This window comes from Sphaerisporangium sp. NPDC049003 (assembly GCF_043197795.1).
Taxonomy (GTDB): Bacteria; Actinomycetota; Actinomycetes; order Streptosporangiales; family Streptosporangiaceae; genus Sphaerisporangium.
In genome coordinates, this window is sequence record NZ_JBICTU010000003.1 from 13,736 (window position 1) to 38,230 (window position 24,495).

At 69.8% G+C, this 24,495-nt stretch carries 18 protein-coding genes and 1 pseudogene; 10 read left to right on the forward strand and 9 right to left on the reverse strand.

All coding sequences use genetic code 11. The features are described from left to right. Window positions 1-12: 12 nt before the first annotated feature. The 4 genes from drmC to ACGFIV_RS03645 all read left to right on the forward strand — a co-directional run bounded on the left by drmC (window position 13) and on the right by ACGFIV_RS03645 (window position 7,011). The gene (gene drmC / locus ACGFIV_RS03630) at window positions 13-771 is read left to right on the forward strand and encodes a DISARM system phospholipase D-like protein DrmC (protein WP_392831638.1); all 759 of its coding nucleotides are present in this window, start codon (window positions 13-15) and stop codon (window positions 769-771) included. 222 nt (window positions 772-993) lie between these two features. Continuing rightward, complete coding sequence (locus ACGFIV_RS03635; protein WP_392831641.1) at window positions 994-2,487, forward strand: protein kinase; 1,494 nt, start codon at window positions 994-996, stop codon at window positions 2,485-2,487. Between the two features lie 90 nt (window positions 2,488-2,577). After that, window positions 2,578-4,671 (forward strand): UvrD-helicase domain-containing protein, encoded by a 2,094-nt coding sequence (locus tag ACGFIV_RS03640; protein WP_392831644.1) that lies wholly within the window; start codon window positions 2,578-2,580, stop codon window positions 4,669-4,671. A gap of 72 nt (window positions 4,672-4,743) precedes the next feature. Next, window positions 4,744-7,011 (forward strand): DUF262 domain-containing protein, encoded by a 2,268-nt coding sequence (locus ACGFIV_RS03645; protein ID WP_392831646.1) that lies wholly within the window; start codon window positions 4,744-4,746, stop codon window positions 7,009-7,011. 51 nt (window positions 7,012-7,062) lie between these two features. Here ACGFIV_RS03645 and ACGFIV_RS03650 read toward each other — a convergent pair. From ACGFIV_RS03650 to ACGFIV_RS03660, 3 genes and pseudogenes are all read right to left on the reverse strand, one after another. Continuing rightward, a pseudogene (locus tag ACGFIV_RS03650) lies at window positions 7,063-7,230 on the reverse strand (serine/threonine protein kinase); the annotation flags it as partial. Window positions 7,231-7,339: 109 nt separating this feature from the next. Continuing rightward, on the reverse strand, window positions 7,340-7,582 hold the full coding sequence (locus tag ACGFIV_RS03655; RefSeq protein WP_392831648.1) for a hypothetical protein: 243 nt from the start codon (window positions 7,580-7,582) through the stop codon (window positions 7,340-7,342). A 98-nt stretch (window positions 7,583-7,680) separates the two neighbouring features. Continuing rightward, window positions 7,681-8,145: a hypothetical protein gene (locus ACGFIV_RS03660; protein ID WP_392831651.1), complete on the reverse strand. Its 465-nt coding sequence runs from the start codon at window positions 8,143-8,145 to the stop codon at window positions 7,681-7,683. Window positions 8,146-8,152: 7 nt separating this feature from the next. Here ACGFIV_RS03660 and ACGFIV_RS03665 point away from each other — a divergent pair, with 7 nt between their 5' ends. Continuing rightward, window positions 8,153-9,457, forward strand: coding sequence for a hypothetical protein (locus ACGFIV_RS03665; RefSeq protein ID WP_392831653.1), 1,305 nt, complete (start codon window positions 8,153-8,155; stop codon window positions 9,455-9,457). Here the strand turns inward: ACGFIV_RS03665 and ACGFIV_RS03670 are convergent. The 5 genes from ACGFIV_RS03670 to ACGFIV_RS03690 all read right to left on the reverse strand — a co-directional run bounded on the left by ACGFIV_RS03670 (window position 9,454) and on the right by ACGFIV_RS03690 (window position 13,299). Then, the gene (locus ACGFIV_RS03670) at window positions 9,454-10,056 is read right to left on the reverse strand and encodes a DUF6879 family protein (protein ID WP_392831656.1); all 603 of its coding nucleotides are present in this window, start codon (window positions 10,054-10,056) and stop codon (window positions 9,454-9,456) included. The genes ACGFIV_RS03665 and ACGFIV_RS03670 overlap by 4 nt on opposite strands. A 35-nt stretch (window positions 10,057-10,091) precedes the next feature. Next, the gene (locus ACGFIV_RS03675; protein WP_358546489.1) at window positions 10,092-11,282 is read right to left on the reverse strand and encodes a hypothetical protein; all 1,191 of its coding nucleotides are present in this window, start codon (window positions 11,280-11,282) and stop codon (window positions 10,092-10,094) included. A 71-nt stretch (window positions 11,283-11,353) separates the two neighbouring features. Further along, window positions 11,354-11,476: a hypothetical protein gene (locus tag ACGFIV_RS03680; protein ID WP_358546492.1), complete on the reverse strand. Its 123-nt coding sequence runs from the start codon at window positions 11,474-11,476 to the stop codon at window positions 11,354-11,356. 64 nt (window positions 11,477-11,540) lie between these two features. After that, complete coding sequence (locus ACGFIV_RS03685; protein WP_358546495.1) at window positions 11,541-12,653, reverse strand: ThiF family adenylyltransferase; 1,113 nt, start codon at window positions 12,651-12,653, stop codon at window positions 11,541-11,543. Window positions 12,654-12,720: 67 nt separating this feature from the next. Next, window positions 12,721-13,299, reverse strand: a complete 579-nt coding sequence (locus ACGFIV_RS03690) for an RICIN domain-containing protein (RefSeq protein ID WP_392831662.1) — start codon at window positions 13,297-13,299, stop codon at window positions 12,721-12,723. 530 nt (window positions 13,300-13,829) lie between these two features. Between ACGFIV_RS03690 and ACGFIV_RS03695 the strand changes: the two genes are divergently transcribed. After that, the gene (locus tag ACGFIV_RS03695) at window positions 13,830-14,456 is read left to right on the forward strand and encodes a hypothetical protein (RefSeq protein ID WP_358546501.1); all 627 of its coding nucleotides are present in this window, start codon (window positions 13,830-13,832) and stop codon (window positions 14,454-14,456) included. Between the two features lie 79 nt (window positions 14,457-14,535). Continuing rightward, window positions 14,536-17,814, forward strand: coding sequence for a BTAD domain-containing putative transcriptional regulator (locus tag ACGFIV_RS03700; protein WP_358546504.1), 3,279 nt, complete (start codon window positions 14,536-14,538; stop codon window positions 17,812-17,814). 44 nt (window positions 17,815-17,858) lie between these two features. On the opposite strand, the gene ACGFIV_RS03705 is transcribed toward ACGFIV_RS03700, so the two are convergent. Continuing rightward, window positions 17,859-18,440: a hypothetical protein gene (locus ACGFIV_RS03705; protein WP_358546507.1), complete on the reverse strand. Its 582-nt coding sequence runs from the start codon at window positions 18,438-18,440 to the stop codon at window positions 17,859-17,861. A 477-nt stretch (window positions 18,441-18,917) separates the two neighbouring features. On the opposite strand from ACGFIV_RS03705, the gene ACGFIV_RS03710 reads away from it, so the two are divergent. The 3 genes from ACGFIV_RS03710 to ACGFIV_RS03720 are packed head-to-tail and all read left to right on the forward strand — an operon-like array spanning window position 18,918 to window position 24,462. Continuing rightward, the gene (locus ACGFIV_RS03710; protein ID WP_392831668.1) at window positions 18,918-20,348 is read left to right on the forward strand and encodes a hypothetical protein; all 1,431 of its coding nucleotides are present in this window, start codon (window positions 18,918-18,920) and stop codon (window positions 20,346-20,348) included. Continuing rightward, the gene (locus ACGFIV_RS03715) at window positions 20,345-23,296 is read left to right on the forward strand and encodes a DEAD/DEAH box helicase (protein WP_392831670.1); all 2,952 of its coding nucleotides are present in this window, start codon (window positions 20,345-20,347) and stop codon (window positions 23,294-23,296) included. The genes ACGFIV_RS03710 and ACGFIV_RS03715 overlap by 4 nt, the downstream gene beginning before the upstream one ends. Continuing rightward, the gene (locus ACGFIV_RS03720) at window positions 23,293-24,462 is read left to right on the forward strand and encodes a hypothetical protein (protein ID WP_392831673.1); all 1,170 of its coding nucleotides are present in this window, start codon (window positions 23,293-23,295) and stop codon (window positions 24,460-24,462) included. The genes ACGFIV_RS03715 and ACGFIV_RS03720 overlap by 4 nt, the downstream gene beginning before the upstream one ends. Window positions 24,463-24,495: the final 33 nt, after the last annotated feature.

Sequence of the window (24,495 nt, forward strand, 5' to 3'; positions counted from 1 at the left end):
GGGACGGGCGTCGTGAGCGGGGATTTCGAAGCGGCGGTGGAGGAGGCCCTGGTCCGGCTAGGGCCGCTGTACACCGGCATGCTGGGCCTGGCGGTCGGCCAGGAGGTACCCCGGGAGGCCGTGGTTCACGCCGTCCCGCTGCCGGAGTCGGCGAGGGTCGCCCGGCGGGTGCTCGACGCCAAGGAAGCGGAGGGATTGTCAGGCGCCGAAGCCGCCGCGTACATCAGGGGAGCTGCCGCCGGGTGGGCGGCACACGAGGTCACCCTGCGGATCGAATCGGTGTGGAGCGGGCCGGGCACGCACGAGGTGCCGGTACGCGCCACCGCGCAGGTACTGGTCGAACTCATCGAGGAGGCCACCCACGAGCTGCTGCTCATGACCTACTCGGCCAAACCCTACGAGCCCCTTCTGGAGGCGCTCGCCGCCGCGATCGCCAGGGGTGTGTCGGTGATGGCCGTCGTCGAGACCCTGCAGGGCGCGGGGAGCGCGCTCGCCGGTTCGGAGCCGGCTCTGGCGTTCGCGTCGGTCGCCGGAGTGGAGGTGTGGCACTGGCCGCAGGCCCGGCGGGCCGAGCAGGGCGCCAAGATGCACGCGAAACTGGCGGTGGCCGACCGGCGCGTGCTGCTGGTGTCGAGCGCCAACCTGACCCAGTCCGGTGTCGGCAGGAACATCGAGGCCGGTCTGCTCGTCCGTGGCGGGACGGCCCCGGGACGCGCCGCCGAACACGTGGCCGCACTCCGTGCCAAGGGGCTACTGGAGCGGCTGCGTTAACCCGGCCTTTTCGAGCCTTCGCGCGAATGGCGGGGCGGCCGGTCCTGCCGGGACGGATCTATTATCGGAGGGTGTGAGCGGCCGACAATGCATGTGGCCCCCGGCATTGATCGTGTAGTTTCTTGCGTTATGGCCTTACAAGAAAGGCGGGTCGCTGCGGACCGCCGGACTATTGTCGGCGGCCGTTACGAGTTGGATCCGCTGTCCCGTCGCTCCGGAGGGATGGGGGAGATCTGGTTCGGCTACGACAAACGCCTCGATCGGGCGGTCGCGGTCAAATTCATCCGGATCGACAGGCTGCCCGACGGTAAGCCCGACAAGGAGCTCACCCAGCGGTTCGTCCGCGAGTCGCGGATCACCGCGCGGCTGGAGCACCCCGGGGTCCCCACGGTCTACGATTGCGGATCCCACGGGGAGGACCTCTATCTGGTGATGCAACTCGTCGAGGGTTGCTCTCTGTCGGACCTGCTGGACGAGATACGCGAGGACGGCGAGATCCCCGTCGCCTGGGCGGCGGCCATCGCGGCTCAGGTGTGTTCGGTCCTGGGCGCCGCGCACGCCCGGTCACTGGTGCATCGCGACCTCAAGCCGGGCAACCTCATGCTCTGCCGGGACGGCTCGGTCAAGGTGCTCGACTTTGGCGTCGCCGCGGCGCTGTCGTCCACCGAGACCAAGCTGACCCGTACGGGTGTCGCCGTCGGCACACCCGAGTACATGGCGCCGGAGCAGGCCGCCGCCGGGACCATCGGCCCGCAGACCGACCTGTACTCCCTGGGCGTTGTGCTGGACGAGATGCTGGCGAAGAACAACCAGTTCAAGGGCGAGACCGCGCTCGCCTCGATGCGGAATCACACCGACCGCGCTCCGCAGCCGCTGCGTACCCGCGGGCGCGACGTCCCAGAAGGACTGGAACGACTCATCCTCCGGTTGCTCGCCAAGAACCCAGCTCACCGGCCCGCCTCCGCCGACGAGGTGTACACGCGGCTGCTCGACTTCTGCGACGACCTGCCGCCGTTCCCGGGCTACGTCGACCTCACCCCCCGCCATCCGCTGCGCATGTACGCGAGCGTCGTCGGGCGTATCGCCTCACCTCGGGCGACCCCTGTAGAGGCGCTGCCGGAACCGGCGCGGTCACCGGCGCCTTCGGTCACAAAGATCCATCCGAATGACATCGCTCTCGCCCGCACCCGAGCCGAGGCGCTGAGGGCCGAGTCCCGGTTCAGCCAGGCTGCCGAGGTGCTGGCCGGGGTCGTGGAGATGGGCACGCGCACGCTCGGCGCACGCCATCCCCAGGTGATCGAGGTACGCATCGAGCTCGCCGACGTCCTGTTCTTCGGCGGTGACTACCGCCGCGCGGCCCCCGAGTTCGGCACGCTCGCCGCGGACCTGGCCGAGCGTGAAGGCCCGGAGGGCGACCTCGTGCTCCGCTGCCGCCTGATGGAGGCGAACTGTCATGCCGCGGTGGGGGAGACCGGCCTCGCGCTCGCCCAACTAGCCCGGCTGCTCGATGACGAGAGGCGCTTCGGCGTTGACGAAGACCGCATCCTGGAGTTGCGGCGGCAGATCGGACTGCTCGAACTGGGCTCCGGGAACCGATCCCAGGCACGGCGCACGCTCGGCGGCCTTCTGCCCGACCTCGAACGACATTACGGCCCGCACCACCCAAATGTCCAGAAGGTCCGGGAGGTGCTGAACGGCCTCGGCGGGGAGCGTTGACAACTGTTCAGAGTTGCTCGCTAACGACCTCGGGCCGAACGCCGATGGTCTCTTTAGCGCGTATGGCACCGGTCTTCAACAAGGAGTGGCGTGGCGAAACTCGGGATCCACAAGGACTTCCTGCGTGATTACGGAAAGCTGGAACGGTCCGTCCAGGACCGGGTCGCGGAGGTCTTCGCCAAGTTCGAGCACGCCACCCATGCCGGACTGCATCTGGAGAAGCTGCACAATGCGCGTGACGACCGCTTCCGTACCATCCGCATCGACCTCTTCTGGCGGGGGGTCGTCCTCGCCCCGGAGACCGGGGACACCTTTACGCTGCTGAAGGTACTTCCCCACGACGAGGCCACGGCCTGGGCGGAACGCCGGCGTGCCTCGGTGAACGCGGCGACAGGCCGCATCGAGATCCGCGACGTGGCGGCGATGGACGCCACCCTGCCGGAACTCGTCCGTCACGCGGAGGCTTCCTCGGCATCGCTGTTCGAGCACGTCGGTGACGCGGACCTGGCGAGGCTCGGTGTCGACGAGCCGACCCTCGCCTTCGCCAGGGTTCTCACCCACGTAAGCCAGCTGGAGGCCGCCGAGGCGTTCCTCCCGCAGAACCAGTGGCATGTCCTGTACGGACTCGCGGCCGGGTTGACCCCCGAACAGGTATGGGCCGAACTCGGCGCCACGCCCAGGCCGGAGGCGTACGACACCGACGACCTCTCCGCGGCGGTGCGGCGCACCCCCGAGCGCGTGGTGCTTGTCGACGGACCGCAGGAACTCATGGAGGTGTTCCGGCACCCCTTCGCGCTGTGGCGTGTCTACCTTCATCCCGCGCAGTACCAGGTGGCGAACGCGACGTTCAGCGGCCCCGCGCGCGTCACCGGAGGACCGGGCACCGGCAAGACGGTGGTCGCCCTGCACCGAGCCCACCATCTCGCCAGGCTGGGAGCGGGTCCTGTCCTGCTCACCACGTTCACCTCGACGCTGTCCGCCTCCCTGGAAGCCGGGATGCGCCTTCTGGCCGACTCGGAGGCGGGTCGCGACCGAGTCGAGGTGCGCCACGTCGACCAGCTCTCCTACCAGATCTTCGCCGCGCGGCATGGACGGGCCGCGATCCTGCGGGACAAGGAGGAGAAGGAGATCTGGCGCCGGATCGTCAAGCGCCTTGACGCGCCTTTCACCGAGACCTTTCTCGCCGAGGAATGGCGGCACGTAGTGCTCGCCCAGCGGGTCACCGACGCCGCCGGATATCTCGCGGCCAAGCGCGAGGGGCGGGGCCGCCGGCTCGGCACCCGGCAAAAGGCCCAGCTTTGGCAGGCCGTCTGGGAGTTCGAAGAGGAGCTGAAGCGTCGGCGTGTCTGGACGTACGAGACGATCTGCGTCGAGGCGACCAGGCTGCTCGGTGAGCGCGCCGACAGGCCGTACCGGCACGTCATCGTCGACGAGGCGCAGGACCTGCACCCGGTGCAGTGGCGGTTCCTGCGCGCAGCGGTAGCCGAAGGGCCGGATGATCTGTTCATCGCCGGGGACACCCACCAGCGCATCTACAGCAATCGCGTCTCACTGCGAGACGTCGGCGTCAAGGTCGCCGGACGATCGTCACGCCTCACGGTCAACTACCGGACCACAGCGGAGATCCTCGGCTGGAGCCTTGGCATGCTCCGCGGCGAGCCCATCGACGACATGGACGGAGGCCTCGACTCGGTCGCCGGTTACCGGTCGCAGGTGCATGGCTATCCGCCTGAGCTGCACGGTTTCCGTACGCAGAAGGAGGAACTGGACGCGCTCGAACAGAAGGTCCGTGAATGGCGTGACATGGGGGTCGAGCCGGAGGAGATCGGCATCGCGGCGAGATCCAACATGCTCGCCGACTCCGCCGTCACCGTCCTCAACGCGGCGGGCATTGCCGCCCAGTCGCTCGCCAAGGCGGCGGGCGCCGAGGGCGTGGTGCGCGCTGGAACCATGCACCGGATGAAGGGACTGGAGTTCCGGTGCGTCGCGGTCATCGGCGTGGGGGAGCACGCGGTGCCCCCGTCGAGCGCTGTCACCCTACCTGAGGAGGACTCGGTGACCCATGCGCAGGACCTGCAGCGTGAACGTTGCCTTCTGTTCGTCGCGTGCACCAGGGCACGGGAACGGCTCTATGTCTCCTGGCATGGCAACCCGAGTCCCTTTCTGGACGGTTTCACCTCGTGACTTCTGGTTATCGTTCGTTTGCAAAGCGTGCGTCAACCTTTGATCGGCTCATCGTCAACCTGAAGGCGGGTCATGGCCAGGCTCTCGGTACTTCTTGACCAGATAGACAACGGCACCGTGCTGCTCCCCGAGTTCCAGCGCGGGTACGTGTGGAACCGCGACCAGGTCCGCGGGTTGATGCGCTCGCTCTACCGCGGCTATCCGGTGGGCGGCCTGCTGCTCTGGGAGACCAAGCCTGAGCAGACGGCCGTGCGAGGCGGGGCGACCGACGGGGGAGTACGGTCGCTGCTCCTCGACGGCCAGCAGCGCATCACCTCGCTCTACGGCGTCATCCGCGGCCACGCGCCCGCCTTCTTCGAAGGAGACGCCGCCGCGTTCACCGGCCTGCGGTTCAACGTGGAGGACGAGAGCTTCGAGTTCTACGCGCCGGCGAAGATGCGCGACGACCCCCGGTGGGTCGACGTCACCCGCCTCTTCATCGACGGCCTGCAACCGTTCTTCAAGGACTTCGGCGCCATGCAGGAGGAGTTCCCGGTCTACCTGGGACGGTTGAACCAGCTGCGGCAGCTCCTGGAGCGGGAGTTCCACGAGGAGAAGATCACCGGAGCAGACAAGGATGTCGAGGTCGTCGTCGACATCTTCAACCGGGTCAACTCGGGCGGCACTGCGCTGTCCAAGGGCGATCTGGCGCTCGCGAAGATCTGTGCCCACTGGCCGCCGGCCCGGCAGGTCATGCGTGACCACCTGAAGGGGTGGCAGAACAAGGGCTTCGACTTCTCTCTGGACTGGCTGCTGCGCAACACCACCGCCGTGGCCACCGGGCGTGCCATCTTCACGGCCCTGGACACCATCTCCGCCGACGAATTTGAAATCGCCCTGGCCAAGTCGGTCGGGTATGTCGGGAATTTCCTCGAAGCGGCGTCCGGCCGGCTCGGGCTCGACCACGATCAAGTTCTGATGGGCCGCTACGCGATCCCCGTCATCGCCCGCCTGCTGCACCTCAGCCCTGGTGGCCGCTTCACCGACGCCGCCCATCGGGACAAGGTGCTGTTCTGGTACGTCCACTCAGCTCTGTGGGGGCGTTTCGCCGGGTCGACCGAAACGGTGCTCGCCAAGGACTACGAGGTCGCCAAGGAATCCGGAATCGACGGGCTCATCGCTTCACTGGAACGCTGGCGCGGCGGCAACCTTGAGATCCAGGCTCATGACTTCGAGGGGTCCACCAAGGGGTCGCGCTTCTACCCGCTTCTCTATCTGCTCACCCGCGCCAAGGGGGCGCGCGACTTCGGCAGCGGGCTGCCGTTGCGGGCGGAAATGCTCGGCAAGCTGACATCACTCCAGGTGCACCACATCTTCCCCAAGGCCGTGCTGCACAAGGCCGGCTACGACCGTAGCGAGGTCAACGCCATCGCCAACTTCTGCTTCCTGACCCAGGACACCAACCTCGTCATCGGCAAGCGCACTCCCGAGGAGTATTTCGTCGAGGTCGAGGAGAAGCACCCCGGCGTGCTGGCCTCACAGTGGATTCCGGCCGACCGCGATCTGTGGAAGGTCGACCGGTATCCCGACTTTCTCGCTGCCCGGCGGGAACTGCTGGCCCAGGCCGTGCAGTCCTTCCTCGCCGAGTTGCGCAACGGCGCCATGACCCCGGTCGAGGAGCTCGCCCCGATCACCGTCACCGCCGACGAACGCGACGACGTCCGCGTCGCCCAGGTCAAAGCCATGGCCGAAGAGCTGGTACGGCTGGGCTACGCCGAACCGGCCCTCGACAGCGAGATCGCCGATCCCGCGACCGGCCGCGCCCTTGCCGTCGCCGAGGCATTCTGGCCCGACGGGCTGCAGCCGGGCCAGGGCAAGCCGGTGATCCTGGAACTCGACCCAGAGGCCGCGGACCTTCCGCGACTGGAGGAACTGGGGTATGAGGTCTTCACGTCGGTCGACGCGCTGCTTGGCTACGCGACCCGTCGCAACGAGTCGGCTGCCGGCATCGAAGCGGTGGTCGAGCAGGCGGAGGTGGCTCCGGACGTCCGGCAACCGGTGGCAGGGGCAGACGCGGAGTTCGACAGGGCCATGCGGTCGGTCTACGACCGTGCACGCCGCGAGGCGAATTATCACGCCGGATACTTCCTCAGCATGCTGGCCGAGCACGGTAGCCTCGCGACGGCTCGTAAGCTTCTCCATGCTCCCGCCGTGAGCGATGGCTTCGCCGCCCTATGGGAGCGAGGCCGCCTCGACCTCACCGTCGAGGCCCTGGTCACCCAACCACGCTTCGCCGACCTGTTCACCCCAGCGGAAATCGACATCGCCCAACACCGCCTCGCCCAGTTCGGCTACCACTGATGGTGACCTACTGAGTGATCGCGAGCAAGAACTGGGCGGCTGTGGTGGGCCGATCGGGTGCCCGGAGACCTGCTCCGGGGACATGTAGGCGGGGGTGCCCTTGACGCCTCCGGTCGTTGTGGTGACGGTGTCGGGTGCCTTGGTGATGCCGAAGTCGATCACACGAGTGCCGTCAGGCCCGAGAAGGACGTTGGCCGGCTCGAAATCCCGGTGGACGATGTTGGTGTCCTTGAAGGACCAGGGACAGTGGGGTCGCGGCCCGGGAGTAGGAAGCAGCAAGTGCCACCCATAGCAATGCCTGGGATCGGCAGGTTCGAGCGGCCTACCGTCAGCGTTTCCGGTCGGTCTGTTTTGGATGTCCGGTTCCAGCTCGTGTGATCCACAGGGTGCGGTGTTCGTCGTCGATGGCGTACCAGATGCGACCCCCTGACGTCGCCTCGTACTGCCACTGTTCCAGCGACTCGCCGCCGACCTTGACCGTGCCAAGGGCACCCTTCAGCGGATGCTGGCGGCCATCCACGTGGCGAGGATCGCCTGTGATGGCCACCCATGCCCGGTCGAGATTCTCCATAGCCTGGGCGAGAAGCTGGCTCCAGCCCTCGGCTGCTCTGCGGTCGGCGAATCGTACGATCCAGGGCTTAGGGCGGGGAACATCCTTTCCCCGGCCGGTCACGCCGACTCAGCGGAAGGCCGGGGCACTTCCGCGCCATCGCCGGGGAACGGGCCTTGGAGATCCCTCGCGATCTGCGGGTCGCTCCAGGCGACGGCGGTGGAACGCCAGGAGGTCAGCGCCCGGCTGAAGGGCACCAACTCGCCCGTGTCCGCCCCGGCCATCAAGTGCCCGAGCAACTCGCGCACGCAGGTGTGCCGCTCGGTCTCTGGGAGCCATGTCGTCCACGGCAGTTCCTCGGCCAGTACCTCCTCTGCGAGATCGCTGTAGCGCCGGGCGAGGATCGCCAGCGCGCGGGCCGCGATGCGCAACGTGGCCGCGCCGGCTTCGAAACGTTCGGCGCGCATCAGGACGAGGTTCTCGTCGTCCCTCCGCTCCAGCACGACGTCGGCATCGTCCAGGGAGGGAAGCACCTGAGAAGGCCCACGCAAGAAGGCGCTGTACGGGAAGCTCTTCGTCGCCATGACTTTCATGCTATCTGAACTACTTCAGATCGCTGATTGGCACCACAGGATCAGAACGCTGGCGCTCCAACCGCGTATGTCGTGGTGCTCTCCCTGGCCGCCGTGGCCGTCGCAGGAGTTCTATGCGGGCATTGCTGGCGACCTGGTGCTCTGGGAGCTCGTCGAAGAGCTGTCCGGCACCGTGGAGTCCGTCGCGAGCCTGGGCGTGTGGGCCGCCACGGTGATCCTGCTGGTGCGGGTCGTCTCCGGGGTATCGGCCCGGTTCCGGGCGTTCGCCCTCGCACTCGGCCTGATCAGCGTGCTGACTCCGCCGCTGGGGTTCTTCATCGACGGCTCCGGCTTCCAGGCGTTCAGCCTGTTGGGACTGGCGAGCGTGGGCTGGACGGTGATGATCCTCATCGGGCAGCGCCACGATGGCCGGTGGAGCAGCGCCACAATCAACATCGGGAGGATCGCCCTCGTCGCCCCGCTGGCCGTCCCCCTGCTCAGGCTCGCCCTCCAGGACGAGCGGATGATGTTCGACGGCACGGGGCTCGCGATGAGAGCGCTCGGCGACGAGGAAAGCGCCCGGTTGGGCTTCACCGGTGCGGACGAGGGCTGCCGCGAGCGGATCCGGTCCTCCACCGACACCCGGCAGGAGGACCGGCGGCGGGCGTTCCTCTGCGTCGCCAGGGACGACACCGAACGAGGGACGCCGATATTCCCCAAGGACCTGGCGGACCAGCGAGTCCTGGTGTATGGCGAGGAACTGTGCGCGGTGCCCGGCGTCAAGGAACGGCAGGCGCTGCTCCTGCGGGCAGGGGGGTCGGCGGACGCGGCAGAGCTCGGCGGCGCACTGGAGTTTTTGTGCCCCGGCATCGTCGCCCGGCAGCGGGCGGAACAGGCGCGTAAACAGGCCGAGCGGGAGCGGGAAACGGCCGCGTGGAAGGCCGAGATGAACGCCCGATGCGCCAACCCGTGGCCGAAGCTGCGGGCCAGGCGGCAGGGCACGGCCGCGTACAGGCTCTTCGAAGGGGGCGGCTACGGCGTCCACGACGCCCGGGACAGTGCCGAGGGCGCGGGCGGCGACATCTTCGCGGCCATCGAGGATGGGTTCATCGACGCCGCCGGGAGCAGCGTCGCCATCACGACCTATGGCGAGAACGAGCCGATGTGCCTCACAGTCAAGGCGTTCGGAGCCGCCCCGCCTCTCCGGCTCAAGGGCTGGGACCGGGTGGTCGAGGTGGGCGTCGTCAGCCGCAGCGGCCGCCTGGTCGTGCCGTCGTACGCGCCCTCAGCGCAGGCGGGGGAGGAGGAGCGCCGCGTTTCCTAGTTGGTCGCCGGTGGGGGCAGTGGCGCGATTTCTCGTTCGTGGTAGGCGATCAGGTCTTCCGCCTGGTCGTACAGGCGGATGAGCGCGTCCAGGCACGGCCCGATCACCTGGGGATCGCTCACCCTGCGCGCCCCGGTGTGCCCGCCGGCCGCGTCGTAGAGCACTTCGTAGCAGAGTGAGCGAGAGAAGATCACAAGTTCCGGCACCGGGGAGTTCCGCTCGAAGTCGCGTACGGCGTCCGCGGGGAGGACTCTGACCTGTTCACCCGTCGACACCCGTATCGTCAACCCGTTGATCTCCCACTGCAGGTAGGGCGTGATCGGGGTCTCGACGATGCGCAGCCGGCGGAACTCGGCATGGGTGGCGTACTGTTCCTCCAGCGGTGGGCGCCAGTCTTCGAGCAGTTCCATGGAGCGTTTCCAGTCGCCGTCCATCATGGCCTGCCAGCTTTCGACGTCGGGTTCGTGGAACTCCTGGGCTCGCTCCAGCTTCCAGACGGTGTCGCTCGCGGCGGCGTAGACCTTGTCGAACTCGTCCTGGTATTCGGCGACGGGAAGGACCTCGCCTCCGGCGGTCCGAAGGTGGTGGAACGGGTCCAAGACTCCTCCGATTTTGGTCGGTGTCGCGGTCGGTGTCACTTTCGTTGCGCGGTCGCCAGGCGCGAGATGGTGACGGCGCGCCGGACTCGCCGGCCGTGCCGTCGCCACCAGGCTCTCGCCCAGAGCGACTGGAAGAACAGGATGACGAGCAGGGTCACCAGCGCGTCGGCGAGCCGGGCGGGACCAGGCTGATGGGAAAGCGTTTCGAGCGCCCGGGTCAGCAGGGCCAGGGTGGCGGGAAGGGTGATGAGGAGCGCGATCGACAGGCATCCCGCCGTCCCCAGCACGACCAGGGACGTGTACCAGCGCAGCGCGCGGCGTTCCGCCACGGGCAGAGCGGCGAGGGGGTTCGGCCGCCGGCGGCCCGAGACGAGATGGAGCAGGTAGGCGCCCGCGTCCCTGTACATGTTCCGGCAGCCGGTGAGGTCCTGCAGAACGAAGTACAGGTCGGTGCGCATGAACACCAGGAACTGGGTCGCCACCATCGTCAGTGCCGTCAGTATGACGACCGTCAGGAGGGGGTGCCCGCCGGTGGCGGCCGTCAGGACCAGGCAGACCGCGCACACCGCGCAGTCCACGGCCATGCCGGCCAGGTACACCGTCATCCGGATCCGGCGTTCGGCCAGCCAGATGCCCGAGACGTCCGTCTGCGCCGCGAGGAACTGCAGGCGGGTCCCGAGCCGGATGCGCCCCGGAACCCCCGCGGCCCGCGCGGTCGAAAGGTGGGCCAGCTCGTGAACGAGGATGAGGGTCCAGCCCACCGCGATCTGGGTCAGCAGTACGGCCGTTCCATTGCTGCTCCACAGCAGATCTCGCCAGCCGGGCATGAGCCCCGGACGGAGGAGGAGTGTGGCCGCGCCGGCCAGGATGACCAACGCCACGGCCAGGTGAAGGCGTGGGCTGAGGGCCCACCGCACGTGCCGGGCCGTGAGGCGCGGCAGCGTGGGGGGAAGCGGCACCGGGGAGCCGGTCGCGCGGCCGTCGACCGCGGCGACCAGGCCCGCTTCGGTCAGCCCGGCGACGAAGCCCGCGACGTCGAGCCGTGCGCCGGTGTCCTCGAAGAGGCGGCGCTCGGTCTCCTCGACTGATCCGTACTCCTGAAGCAACTGGATCGCCCGTAGCCCCGCGGACGGTACGGCCACGAAGTCACCGGAATCGACACGGCCGACGATCCACTCGTCCCTGTCGCGGCGGAATCCAACCTCATGAAGTTCTACCAAGGTCATGCCGGCGGCGTTCCTCTACATGCGAGTGACCGGTAGGCGGAAACGCGCCTCGCCTACCGGTCAGCGCGTGATCAGTTGGAGTTGCCAGAGCTGTCAGCGGTGGTTTCGATCTTGTCGAGCCGGCGGATGGTGATCGTCACCTTCGCCTCACCCTCGTCCTCGGAGGGCTGGATCTCGCTCTCTGCGTGAGACATGGTGCGCCTTCCGTTAGAGAAGCTCCTGCGGACCCCCAGATCATCCAGGCCCTTGAGGGCGTGGTCAAGGTTTGTCGGATGGCCCTGTCCGGGCGCGACACACCGGGCATCCCTCGCGCGCGGGATGGCGGATGTCGATGAGCTGGTCGGGCGCGATCAGATTCATGCCGCAGACGCGTCCCGGCGGGATGGCGGGAACACCGGTGAGCTGTGTGATCACCGCGTGGGCCACCAAATGCCCGGAGATTCCCGCCGAGGTGGCGATCACCCCTGGCCCACCCAGGTCGACGGGGGTTCCCGGGCGACGCCTGGCCTGCTCGCCCGCACTGACGCACTCGTAACACGGTCCGCCCGGTCCGTACACCCCCACCGTCACCAGCGGACCGCTGTAGCCGCCACCCGCCCAGGGGATACCCGCCCTGGCGCACGCCCGGTTGGCCCAGACGCGCAGGCCGTGGCCGCGAGGTTCGTCGGCGCAGAGCGCGAGCATGTCGGCGCCGGCGAGGAGTCCCGCGAGCTCCTCCTGGCTCGTGACCCGCCTGCGGTCACCGGTGATCGTCACATCGGAGTTGATCCCGCGTAGCCGGCGCACGGCCAGGTCCGCCTTGGCCTGGCCGACGTCCGCCTCGCCGTAGAGGACCTGACGGCTGAGGTTCGACAGCTCCACCACATCGGGGTCCACGCAGTGCAACCGGCCGACGCCCGCGGCGGCGAGCGCCCACGCCGCGTGGCTGCCCGTGCCACCCAGCCCGAGCACCACCACCCTGGCGTTCCTCAGCCTGAGCTGCGTCTCCCAGCCGTGCTCGCGGGGGATCAGGTCGATGCGCCGGAAGAAGGCGTGATTCCTGCTGTAGCGGTCGAGCTCTCGGGGGCTGAGATCGCCTGGGGGCGCCGCCGCCGCGTCTTCGAGATAGCCGGAACCGATGAGCTGGGCGACCACCGACTCGGCCTGCCCCGTGGACAGTTCGGGGAAGGCTCCGCCCAGGCGCGACACGATCTCCTCCACCGGGCGGGTCCCGTCCATGAGCGAGAGTGCCGTCCACACCCATCCGCTCGGATCGTCGATCTCGGCGGCGAGCCCGTAGACCTCACCGCCGACCCGGACGGTGCCATCCGGATACCGGTGCGGACGATGCTCCGGCTTCACCCGGGGACGACGCAAGGACACCACCTCCATCCCAGAAGGATCAAGCTTGTCTGAACCGCCCCCGTTTCGGCCGGGTAATTCGTCTTCTGATCGATGATCAGCCTACGAGCCTGAGTGTCCAGCGGCGGGAGGGGTGGGTGTCGCAGGTGAACTGGAGTGCCTCGACGTTGTTGGCGGTGCTGACTCCGCCTGCGATGGTGAGGCACTTGCCGGTCTGGACGTTTCTGATCTGGTAGAGGCCCGTCCCGGTGACGTCGGTGAGCCTCCAGCGGCGGGAGGGGTCGGTGTCGCAGGTGAACTGGAGGGCCGTGACGTTGTTGGCGGTGCTGACTCCGCCCGCGATGGTGAGGCACTTGCCGGTCTGGACGTTTCTGATCTGGTAGAGGCCCGTCCCGGTGACGTCGGTGACCCTCCAGCGGCGGGAGGGGTGGGTGTCGCAGGTGAACTGGAGGGCCGTGACGTTGTTGGCGGTGCTGACTCCGCCTGCGATGGTGAGGCACTTGCCTGTTTGCACGTTCGTGAGCATGAACGTGTTGGTCGGCCCGAGATTCGTGCGTGCCGCGGTTTTCGAGAGCGCTGCCGTATCCGCGCTGGCGGGGGAGGCGGCGGACACGCCCAGCGCGGCGACGGCGAAAGCGGCGGCGATGCTGAGCAGGGGGCGGATGGAACGGTCCATGTGATGCTCCTCGTGTCGCGCTGTTCCCGGTTCGTCCCGGACAGGCGGATTGGTATACGGCTTAGCGAGCGTGCCTGCAATGCCTACGGTCGCCGAGAACAGCGGAGCGCACATGAGTAGGCCCCTACTCAAGCGAGAAAAGGCCGATGCCGCTCCACACGTCGGTCCGACCGTACTCGGGCAGAGAGGGGTCCGGGCTCAAGCGCGAGTCCGTCGTTCGTCGGCCATGGAGAGTACGTGGTGATTGATCCGGCTCTGCGTTTACGCGAGTCGGACCTACCGGCGGCGGCTTACGGGGCCTGTCCACCATTCGGAAACCGGACCGGAGCGCCGCCACCGACTGGTGGGTCCGTTAAGTCGCCGCTAAGTCGCTGCGAAGTACCACTGGGCACTCTTCTGGAGAACCGAGAGATCAGCGGAAATGCCCGATTACCCGGATGGATCGGGCGGATCCCCGGCTGCTCGGGTCACAGGTCCCGGCCATCCCCGGACGACTCGTGTCCGGGAAGATTTCGACGGAGGAACATCCCATGAAGCTGTCCAGATCGGCTGCCGCAGGAGCGGCGGCACTCGCCGTCGCCGGCCTGGTCTGCACCGCGCCGTCCGCATCGGCCGCCGACACGCAGTGGCGGCACGCCTTCCAGGTCTCCCCCGGTGCGACCGTGACGGCCACCCAGACGTGCCCCGCGGGCGCCCCCTATCTCGTGCGGACCGGATTCCGCGCGGAGTACGGCACCGGCGTGGCGGTGACGAAGCAGATCCGGCGGGACGCCGCCGCCGACGGCTGGGTGGTGACCGCGACGAACACCGGCACCGAGGAGGCGACGGTGACGGCCGCCTACAGCTGTTCGACGACCGCGACGACGTACCCGAGGTGGAACAACGCCTGGGTGAGGTCGACCGATACGAACCCGCTCAACACCTCGATCGGCTGCCCGTCGGGCTACCCGTACTTCGACACGGGTACGGCCGTTCAGGGCGACACCAAGGTGTTCAACTACGTGACGCCCGACTTCGAAGCCGTGGCCGGCGTCCCTCACGTGACCCCGATCGGATTCCCGCAGAAGATCGAACTGACGTTCCGCAGCAGTTATCCGATCACGACCCACCCGTCTGTGATCGAGTGGATCAGGTTCGACTGGGTGTGCTCGAGGTAGCCGGGCTTGGCCGCCCGCCCGGCCGGCTTTCACCCTCCTATATGCCGACGGGAGGAGTGAACCCTATGCTGCTCTGGACATGGTGCGCTTGCGGGTTCTGGGGCGGTTCTCGGCCGAGGTGGCAGGGCGTCCGGTAGATCTGGGCCCACCGCTCCAGCGGGCGGTGATCGCGAGACTGGTGTGCGCCGGCGGGCACGTGGTCTCGACGGACCGGTTCCTCGACGATCTGTGGCAGGGCCGGCCCCCGCCGAAGGCTCTGGGCGCGTTGCAGGTCTACGTATCCAACCTGCGCCGCGTCCTGGAGCCGGACCGGGCACCGCGGACCCCGGCCACCGTACTGGTGAGCGCCCCGCCCGGATACCTGCTGCAGCTCGACACCGACGCCGTCGACGCGTGGCGGTTCCCCCGGCTCATGAACGCGGCGGTGGCCTTCCTCAACGACGGAGAGCCGGCCAAGGCGCTGCACACGGTCGACACCGCCCTGTCGCTCTGGAGAGGCCCCGCCTTCGCCGAGTTCGCCGACGAGGACTGGGCGGCTCCCGAGGCGTCCCGTCTGGCAGCGCTGAGGGTCATGGCGGTCGAGTACCGCGCGGAAGCGGGACTCGCGCTCGGCTGCCACGCGGTGATCGTGCCCGAGCTGGAACGGCATGTCGCGGCACACCCGCTGCGCGAGAACGCGGTGCGGCTTCTCGCGCTCGCCTACTACCGCTCGGGGCGGCAGGCCGAGGCCCTGGCGGCGCTGCGCACGACCCGGGCCATGCTCGCCGACGAGCTGGGAGTGGACCTCGGGCCCGCCTTGCGGGGTCTCGAAGTCGACATCCTCACGCACAGCGACGCCCTGGGCGTGCCGGAGGCCGGCTCTGCTCCTGCCCGCCTCGCCGCGCCACCGGCCGCGCCGCCGTCTCAGATGATCGGCCGTACGGTGGAGCTCGGCCGCCTGGCGTCCGCCGCCGGGGAGGCCGAGCGCGGGCTCCGGGTGGCATGGCTCGGCGGAGATCCTGGAGCCGGCAAGAGCACGCTGGCCGACGCGCTGCTGCGGCGGCTCGGCGACGAGGGCTGGCAGGTCGCGGTCGGCCGGTGCCCGGAGACCCTCGGCGGGGTGCCACCCGCGTGGGCGTGGCGCGAGGTCCTCCGCAGCCTGTTCGTCGTACAACCCCCGTCCCGTGAGCTCGAAGCACGGCTCGAGCCCCTGTTGACGGCGGACTCTCCCCAGGTCGGCCAGTTCTGGCTGGCCCAGGCCGTGGGGGACTACCTGGAGACCGCGCCGGGACCGCTGCTGCTCGTGCTCGAGGATGTGCACCGCGCCGATGACGCGACTCTCCAGCTGCTGCGTCACCTGGCTGCCAGGCTGGCGGACATCCCGGTGCTGGTGCTCCTCACGCATCGGCCCGCCGAAGCCAGCGACGACCTGGTCGCGGCCAGGGCCGCCCTGGCCGTCCAGGCCGCGGAGGACGTGACGCTGCAGGGCCTCGGCGAGGACGACGTCCACCGCCTGCTGCTGGAACGGTCCGGCATGGAGGTGGACGCCGACACCACCCGGACGGTCACCGAACGAACCGGCGGCAACCCCCTGTTCGTGGCCGAGACCGCCCGGCTGCTCGCCACCGAGGGAGCGTCGGCGGTTCACTCGCTGCCGCCCGGCGTCCGCGATCTCATCCGCAGGCGGATCGCCCGCCTCCCGGCGACCGCGCAGACCACCCTGCGTGACTCCGCCGTGATGGGCCGGGACGCCGACGTCGACGTGCTGGTGGCCGTCCAGGACGCCGACGAGGAGACCGTGCTGGCGGGCCTGGAGGCAGGCGTGCTCGCCGGGCTGCTCACCGAGCCGAGCCCCGGCCGGGTCCGCTTCACGCACGTCCTGGTCCGCGAGACCCTCTACGAGGACATCTCCCGGCTGCGTCGCACCCGGCTGCACGCGCGCGTCCTCGCCGCGCTGGAGCGGGTGCGGCCGGGCGACGTCGGCGCGCTCGGCTACCACGCGCTGGCCGCCGCCACGGCGGCCACGGCAGGTGCGGCCGCCGAGTACGCGGGAAGAGCGGCGGCCCAGGCGTCCGGCGTCTACGCCCACCGGGAGGCGGTGACCCTGCTGGAGGGCGCCCTTGACGCCCTCGACCTCGGAACCGAGCCCGTGGACGACATCCGGCTGGATCTGCTGTGCCGTCTGGTCTCCGCGCGGGCGAGCGCGGGCGACCTGATGCGGGCGGCGACCGACCGCCGGCAGGCGCTGGCCGTCGCCCGCAGGCTCGGCGACCCCGCCGCGATCGCCCGCGCCGCGGTGGCCAACGACGCGCCCGCCATCTGGATCTCGCAGACCGACCTCACCGGGGACGCCGACCTGGTGGACGCGATCCGGAGCTGCCTGCCCGCCGCGACGGGCGAGCTACGGTGCCGGCTGCTGGCCGCCCTGGCCCAGGAGTCGGTGGGCCATGACGACGAGCTCACAGAGAGCGCGAGCGCCGAAGCCGTCGAGATCGCCCGTGCCGTCGGCGACCCCCGGTTGCTGTGCCTGGCGCTCAACGCGCGCTACTGGGTGGCGTTCGTGCCCGGCCACCCAGACGAACTGGAGGAACTCGGGCAGGAGCTGCTGGCGGTCTCCGCCCGCGGCGGCCTGCTCGGCTACCAGACGCTCGGGCACTACGCTCTGTGCAATGTCGCGCTCGGCCGCAACGACTGGGCCTCGGCCCAGCGGCACGCCGGACGGGCGGTGGAATACTCCACGAGCGGCCAGCTCGGCCTCGCCCTGGTGGCCATCGCGCACCTCGACGCCCTCCGCCTCCTGCTGGACGGCGAGTTCGAGCGGGCCGAGGCGGCCTACACGGCCCTTGCCGACCGGATGGGCGAGGCCGGAGGATCGAACGCCGCCATCTACGGCGGCATGAGCAGATTCGCGGCACGCCTCGCGTGCGGCCGGGCCCACGAGTCGGTGGCCGAGTTCGCCGCCACGCACCATCGCGTGCCAGGGGCGATCGACGAGTTCTACGTCAGCGCGCTGGTCGCCGCCGGGCGCCTGGACGACGCCCGGTCCGCCTGGCCGGCGCACCGCGCACCAAGACGGGACATCTTCCTGCGGATCAACCTGGCGCTCCGCGCGGGCAACGCGATGGCCCTGGCGTGCCGCGAGGTGGCCGAGGAGTGCTACCGCCTGCTCCTGCCGGCCGAGGGAGAGATGATCGGCCTGCAGACCGTCTCGATGACGCTCGGCCCGGCCGGCCTCACCCTCGGGCGGCTGGCCGAGTTCCTGGGCGACCCCGCCCGGGCCGCGGACCACTACGCCACGGCCGCCGACGTCGCGAGGCGGCTCGGCTCACCACACTGGCAGGACCAGGCCGGCCAGGCACTCGCCGCGGTCCGGCCCTGACGGCGGGCACAGGCGTGGTTCGATCGTGCGAGGCCGGTGCCGGGTCAGCCGGGGGTCTGGGCGGTTTCCAGTTTGTGGATGATCGGGGTGAGGAGGGCGTTGAGCTCTCGGGCCAGGGCGGCGACCGCCAGGCGTGCGGTGTCCGGGAGGGCCTCTGAAGGTCCGTCGGGGGCGGGTGGCAGCGCGTCGAGGGGGATGGGCGCGTCGATGAGCAGGGTGCTCCGCAGGAAGGGGATGCGGGTGAGGTCCTGGTCAGTGGGCTCCAGGTACTGGCCGAAGGACTGCGGCCACTCGCGCCAGCCGCGGTCGCGCCACCATTCGCGGGAGGCGGTGAGCTGGGCGGGCAGCGGTGACACCAGCAGGACGTGGGCGGTCAGCGTGCCGTCCCAGGGATTGCGGTCGCAGGCGGCGGACAGGACGCGCCGGTGCCGGCGCACGTACGGCGGAGAGGGCGTGATGGCGAGCCGCCAGGCGGCGCAGGCGAAGGTGACCGGCGCGATGTCGCCCCACGAGCCCTCGAACGCCGCGACGTTGCGCCGTACGTGCTCGGCGTAGTGGCTCGACCCGTCGGCCGCGAGCTCACGATCGTGGCCGTGGTCGATCCAGAAGGCATCGTGCTCGCCCATGCGTTCCTCTCCCCGACGTGGTTCCGCCGCCAGTCAACGCGACATCGCCGTCCCGCGCGCGGGGTCTCTCCCAGAGCCGACAGGATGTGCCCTCTTGGGCTGTCATGTCGCGCGCCGTCCCGTTACCGGTCAGTGCCCGCACGCGATCCGGTCCCGTGTGGCCTTTTCGGCGGAGAACCTGAAATCTCGGTTCGATCAATCGTTTCTCCTCGACGGCCGCGTTGATGTACAACGGTCTGGCAGAACGGATCAGCCTGGCGAGGGGTTTCCGGGTTCAGAGGTCGAGTGGCTCGCGAACGCGGCGTGTGCGCTTCGCAGTGATATATCGGGTAAAAGCGTGCTGCGTGCGGCCCATGGCTTTATCCCCTCCCCATTCAAGGGCGTCCGGAATCAGTGTTTATGGATCACCCTCTTAGGGTGAACCCGCGGTGGCGGGGGCGAGTGGAGGCCAGGGTCTCCGGCGCGGGAGTGTGGTGTGTGACCGGCGGTGGCTTCGGGGTGGGCGAGCATCCGATCGACTTCCTGGCGCACCATCAGCGCAGGGGAGAGGCGGGGGCGCCGGAGGACTTCGAGCAGATGCTCGGGTTGCTCGTCTCGGCGGTGACCGGGCAGGAGGCCACCCTGGTCCGGGCGAATCCCGGCGACTGGGGCATCGATGTGCTCGTCGGAGACCTGAACGGCGGCATCTCGATCTGGCAGTGCAAGTACTTCGTCAAGGGCTTCGGGGAGTCCCAGAAGAAGCAGGTGAGAGAGTCCTTCGACTCGGCGATGCGGTCGGCGGGAAAGGAGGGCCACACCGTGGAGCGGTGGGTGCTGTGCGTTCCGTGCGGCATGGACGCTCCGACCCTGAAGTGGTGGCACGGCTGGCGGTCGCGTCAGCAGGCGGCCCACCGCGTCACGATCGAACTCTGGGACGAGAACGTGTTGCGCCGCCACCTCGGCCGCCCCGAGGCCGCGGTCGTCCGGCGTGCCTACTACGACCTGTACCGGCCCGTGGAATTGGACGACTCGCCGCCGGTTCCCCTCGCGACTCCGGTCCCGTCGGCAGGGGACGCCGACTGGCGTGGCGGTGAGGAGCTCCGCTTCGGCGGCGACTGCTTTCTCCTGCACGACGAGCCTACCCAGAAGTTCAGCCCGGACCGGTCATGGGTCGGGCGGGAGGCGGTGGCCGATCGGATCGAGCCGGTTTCCGCCCGGGTACGGTTACGCCAAATCGCGATATTTCGGGGTACGTCCGGTGCGCGGGCTGCCAAGGAGGCCTTACGCGCTCAGGCCGAACTGCTCACCACCATGTCAGGCGCACACCGGCTGCCCCGGCTGCTCGCCGTCCATGAGAGCCCGCAAGCCATCACGACGGCCTCCGAGCTACCGGCCGGTCCGACCTGGCGCGAGGCGTTCGGCCCGGGCGCCGTACCGCTCGATCGCCTCACCGTCGCCGCGGTCCTGGCCGCGGCCGCGCGGCTGTGTGAGCCGCTGGCCGAGCTCCATCGGCGCGGTCACAGCCACCGCGTGCTCGGTCCCGATGCGATCGTCATGGCCGGACGGTCCTACGAGCCGGCACTCAGGGACATCGGGCTGGCGGCCTGGCCGCCGCTGCCGGGCGAGGGGCCCGACGGGTACCGCGCTCCCGAGCAGGTGCGCGTGGGCCCGCACGTTCCGGCCCCGGGCAGCCACACCGACGTCTACCAGCTCGCCGCGATCGTCTATCACACCGTGACCGGGTACCCGCCCGCGCCGGGCGGCTCCCCACCGGTACGCGCGACCGTGCGCGGGTTCCCGTCCTCGCTCGACGACCTGCTCGCACGCGCCCTCGACCCGGATCCCCGGCGTCGCCCCGAGCGGATACGCGGCCTCGGCACGGCTCTGTCGCGAGCGCGGCGGGAGCTTTCCCAGGGAGGGCTCGCGTGACGGCACTGCCGGTGTTCCTGCCCGGTCCGGTGGCGGTGATCCCTTCGGAGAAGGTGTACGCGCAACTGGCCCCGGCCGCGCATCCGCTCCAACTGGTCGAGGAGATGACCCGCCTGGCCAGGGCGGGCGCGCTGCCCGCCCGGATGGAGGAGAACCCGAACCGTCTCGCCGTCTACACCGACACGCACGTCGCCCGGCTCTACGTGACCCAGTTCGGCGACGCCTACCGCCTCGGCAGCGCGGCCCCTCGCGGCTTCAAGGACGAGGAGCGTCTGCTGCGTGGCGCCATGCTGCTGAACTGCGCCGCCGGCTGGCGCGCGTTCCACCAGGTGCGTGACGTACCGCGCGGGACCATGTCGGCCCACTGGGGCTTGCTGCGGCAGGCATGGGCACAGGTGGGCCGTCCCGAGCGTCCTGTTGAGCGGCTGCCACCGCACCACACCGCGTACCTGGACCTGATGGCGCGGGTCATCGAGGCGGGGCGGGACATCGAGGTCGCCCGCCAGCATGCCGCGCCTCCCATTCACTACCGGCGCAGGGAGAGCGCCCGCGAGGAGCGCTACTCCGCCCGGGGCGTCTACACCTTCCGCCTCGCCCGCCCCGCCCCGCTGGCGACCGGCGCGGTGGTCTACCTCGCCGACCAGCCCGACCTGCGAGGCAGGGTGACAAGGGCCAAGGATCTGGACGTGGTCGTCCGGTTCGAGTCGACGATCGACTACGGCCGGATCCCCGCCCAGGGCGCCCTGATGGTGATGCCCAGCGACCGCGTCTTCCGGGCGCAGGCGGACGCCGTGGAGACCCTGCGTCAGGGGGAGGCGGCGAACCGGCGGCTACTCGGCCAGCTCGTCGAGCGGCGTCTCGCCCCGTACCAGGTCAACCCGCACGACAGGCCACGCGGGACGCTTGACCCGGACAGCCAGCTGGTGGCCTTCCAGCGGGCGCTCGCCGTACCCGACCTGCTGCTCATCCTGGGGCCGCCGGGCACGGGCAAGACGAGGACGATCAGCGAGATCGCGGCCGCCTGCACCTCGCGCGGCGAGCGCGTGCTGGTCACCTCGCACACCAACCGCGCTGTCGACAACGTGCTTGAGCAGCTGCCCGAGTACATCCGGGCCGTACGGGTGGGCAACGAGGACGCCATGACCGGCCGTGCCCGCGGCCTCATGGTGGACAACCACGTCGCCGTGTTGCGGGACCAGATCCTCGCCGGCACCGAGGGGACGGTCTCGCGTCTCGCCGCGTTCACGGGCGAAGGGGAGGTGGCCGACCGGTGGATGGCGTACCTCACGGACTCCCTGGCGGACGCTCGTACGGCCGAGCACGACGCCTCGGGGCACGCCGTCGCCCTCGACCGGGCCGTCCGCCGCGTCGAGGCGCCCTTGGCCGACCGGCTCGCCGCGGCCGGCGGCAGGCTCGCCACCTCCAGGGCGACCGTCGGGCGGCTGGAGGCGCAGGAGAGCACGTGGGGGCTGCGGTACGCGAGCGCCCGCGCCCGTACGGACGCGGGGGCGCTCGCCTTCTTCTTCCGCTGGCTGGCCGGGCGGAGGATGAACCGGTTGCGAGCGGTCCAGCGGGAGCTCCTGCCCGCGCGAGCGGAGCTCGCGGAAGCGGGCGCCGCGTACCGCGCGGGGCGGGCCGAGGTGGACAGGCTGGTCGCCGCCGACCCGGACGCGGGCAGGCTGGTCGCCGCCAGGGACGACGCCCACCGTCGGCGGGAGGAGGCGCTGGCCGAGGCCGGCAGAGCGGCGGAGCTCGTACGCGCCATGGTCGAGGCCGTCATGCCGATGCCCGCCGAGACGCTACCGGCGGACCTGGCCGGCTGGGAAGGGCTGCGCGAACGGCTCGCGCACACCGTGGCGACGCTCCGCAGGCGAGCCGGCCTGCTGGCCGAGTGGCGTGCCGGGATCGGCGACGCCGAGCAGAACCTGCAGCGCGAGATCGTCCGGTACGCGGATGTGGTGGCCGCCACCTGCATCGGCACCGCGACGACCAAGTTGCTCGCCGACCTGGAGTTCGACCTCGCGATCGTCGACGAGGCCGGGCAGATCTCGACGCCGAACCTGCTCGTCCCGCTCGTACGGGCGAAGCGGAGCATCCTGGTCGGGGATCACCAGCAGCTTCCGCCGTACCTGGACGACGAGGTGCGCGAGTGGGGTGAGAACCTCGCCCGGGACGGCGCCCTGCCGCCCGCCGCCGCGCGTGAGGTCGGGGAACTGCTCAGCCGTAGCGCCTTCGAGCGGCTGTACGGAGACGTCCCCGCGGACCACAAGGTCATGCTGAACGTGCAGCGCCGGATGCCACGGGAGATCGGGGAGTTCGTCTCGGCCGCTTTCTACACCGGTGTGCTCCGCACCGATCACCCCGGCGGGCACGGTGATCCCATCTTCACCGGCCCCTTCGCCATGGTCGACACGGCGGACAGGTCCCCTGCCGAGCGCAAGGAGGAGGCCGGCGGACAGGGAGAGGACGGCAACCGTCGTGGGTACGTCAACGCGCTGGAGGCCGACCTCGTCGTCCGGCTCGTGACGCGGTACGTGCGGCGGTACAAGGACTGGGCGGTGATCGTGCCGTACCGCGCCCAGGCGGAGCGCATCCGCGCCGGGCTCGCCCATACGATCGGCGGCGGGGCCGAGGTGGCGGACAACGTCGGCACCGTCGACTCGTTCCAGGGCGGCGAGCGGGATCTCGTCGTCTTCGCCTTCACCCGCAGCAACGCGCGCGGCGAAGTGGGGTTCCTCAAAGAGCTGAGGAGACTCAACGTCGCGGTGTCCCGCGCTCGAAGACAGCTCGTGCTCGTGGGGGACACCGCGACCCTCGGCATCGCCCGTGACGAGGGCTTCCGTGTGCTCATGCGGCAGATGCTCGACCATCTCCACCGCGTCGGCGACCTGCGACCGTCCGCCGACGTCGCAGCCCGCCTCGACCTTCTCGACGACGAGTCGCTATGACGACACGTGCCATCTACCCCGCCCGGCGTGCCGTGGAGCACGCCGTCACCGTGCCCGGTGTCCGCCCGGTGCGCCTGTTCGCCGTACTGTGGCCGCTCTGGCAGGTGGAGATCACCGCGAACGTCTACGACGAGCAGGCCTACGAGATCATCGACAGATTCCTGGTCCGTGCCATCGCCGAGGGCGGCATCGACGGCAGGGACGAACTGATCGCGTTCTACTGCCTGCAACCTTCGCTGGTGGACCGTTGTCTGGCCTTTCTCACCGTGATCGGCCATCTCACGACGGATCACGGCCGGCTCCGCCTGACCGAGCTGGGCCTGCGTTCCGCGCGGGCGGGCGTCCGGTACACGCTGAAGGAGAGCAGGCAGAAGCTGCTCTTCGAGCGGTACACCGGCAGGCCGCTGCCACGGCGGCACTACCACGGCTCGGTCACCGTGCTGCCCACCCCGGACGTCCCGGAGGACATGCTCGCCGACCGCACACGGTTCCTTCCGCTGTACGCGGCGACGGCGTTCCATCCGCGGATGGTCGATGCCCTGGCGGCTCGCCCTGACAGGGCCGACTACAACCTTCCCGGGCAACTCCGCAGGATCGGCGGCGGCGCCGCGCAGGATGCCTACCTGCCCGTCTACCTGATCGAGACCGACAACCGCGACCTGCTGGCGTACACCGCGATCGGCGCGGAACGGGACGCGTTCCTGGAAGCGGTCTGCCGTGACGTCCCGGCGATCCACGCGAGGATCGACGCCGAGAACCGCCAGGACCCGCGTGACCTGTGGACCGAATGGCTCGCCGGCACCAAGCTCGGGGCGGGTCAGCCCCGGCGGCTTGCGAACGGTGTCTGGCGGGTCACGCTGACACCGGCGGCTTTCAGCGGGCCGCCGAAGCTCCCGCTGAGCCGCGTGGGCTCCTTCCAGCTGAGAAAGCACCACTTCCTGCAACTGTGGTGCGACGACGCGGAACTGCGCGGTCGTGCCGTGAAAGAGAGAGCACTCGCGATGGCGAGATCGCACGAGGTCGAGACCCAGGCCGACCTAATGGGCCGGATCGACGCCCTGGCCTCCCAACTTGAGGTGACCGGCCCGACGATCGCGCAGCTCCGTTCCTACGCGAAGAGCAACCGGCTCCATGATCACCTGGCTCATCTCGACGACCTGGGATAGCGGATCAGGCAGATCGTCAAGCGGCTCGCCGAA

Excerpts from the sequence above, each read along its gene's own strand:
- ACGFIV_RS03635 (WP_392831641.1), top strand. The coding sequence starts at position 994 with ATGGGGGAGATCTGGTTCGGCTACGACAAACGCCTCGATCGGGCGGTC.
- ACGFIV_RS03645 (WP_392831646.1), top strand. The coding sequence starts at position 4,744 with ATGGCCAGGCTCTCGGTACTTCTTGACCAGATAGACAACGGCACCGTG.
- ACGFIV_RS03690 (WP_392831662.1), bottom strand. The coding sequence starts at position 13,299 with ATGGACCGTTCCATCCGCCCCCTGCTCAGCATCGCCGCCGCTTTCGCC.
- ACGFIV_RS03685 (WP_358546495.1), bottom strand. The coding sequence starts at position 12,653 with ATGGAGGTGGTGTCCTTGCGTCGTCCCCGGGTGAAGCCGGAGCATCGT.
- ACGFIV_RS03720 (WP_392831673.1), top strand. The coding sequence starts at position 23,293 with ATGACGACACGTGCCATCTACCCCGCCCGGCGTGCCGTGGAGCACGCC.
- ACGFIV_RS03665 (WP_392831653.1), top strand. The coding sequence starts at position 8,153 with ATGCTATCTGAACTACTTCAGATCGCTGATTGGCACCACAGGATCAGA.
- ACGFIV_RS03655 (WP_392831648.1), bottom strand. The coding sequence starts at position 7,582 with ATGGAGAATCTCGACCGGGCATGGGTGGCCATCACAGGCGATCCTCGC.
- ACGFIV_RS03700 (WP_358546504.1), top strand. The coding sequence starts at position 14,536 with ATGGTGCGCTTGCGGGTTCTGGGGCGGTTCTCGGCCGAGGTGGCAGGG.
- ACGFIV_RS03695 (WP_358546501.1), top strand. The coding sequence starts at position 13,830 with ATGAAGCTGTCCAGATCGGCTGCCGCAGGAGCGGCGGCACTCGCCGTC.
- ACGFIV_RS03675 (WP_358546489.1), bottom strand. The coding sequence starts at position 11,282 with ATGACCTTGGTAGAACTTCATGAGGTTGGATTCCGCCGCGACAGGGAC.
- ACGFIV_RS03680 (WP_358546492.1), bottom strand. The coding sequence starts at position 11,476 with ATGTCTCACGCAGAGAGCGAGATCCAGCCCTCCGAGGACGAGGGTGAG.
- ACGFIV_RS03660 (WP_392831651.1), bottom strand. The coding sequence starts at position 8,145 with ATGGCGACGAAGAGCTTCCCGTACAGCGCCTTCTTGCGTGGGCCTTCT.
- ACGFIV_RS03705 (WP_358546507.1), bottom strand. The coding sequence starts at position 18,440 with ATGGGCGAGCACGATGCCTTCTGGATCGACCACGGCCACGATCGTGAG.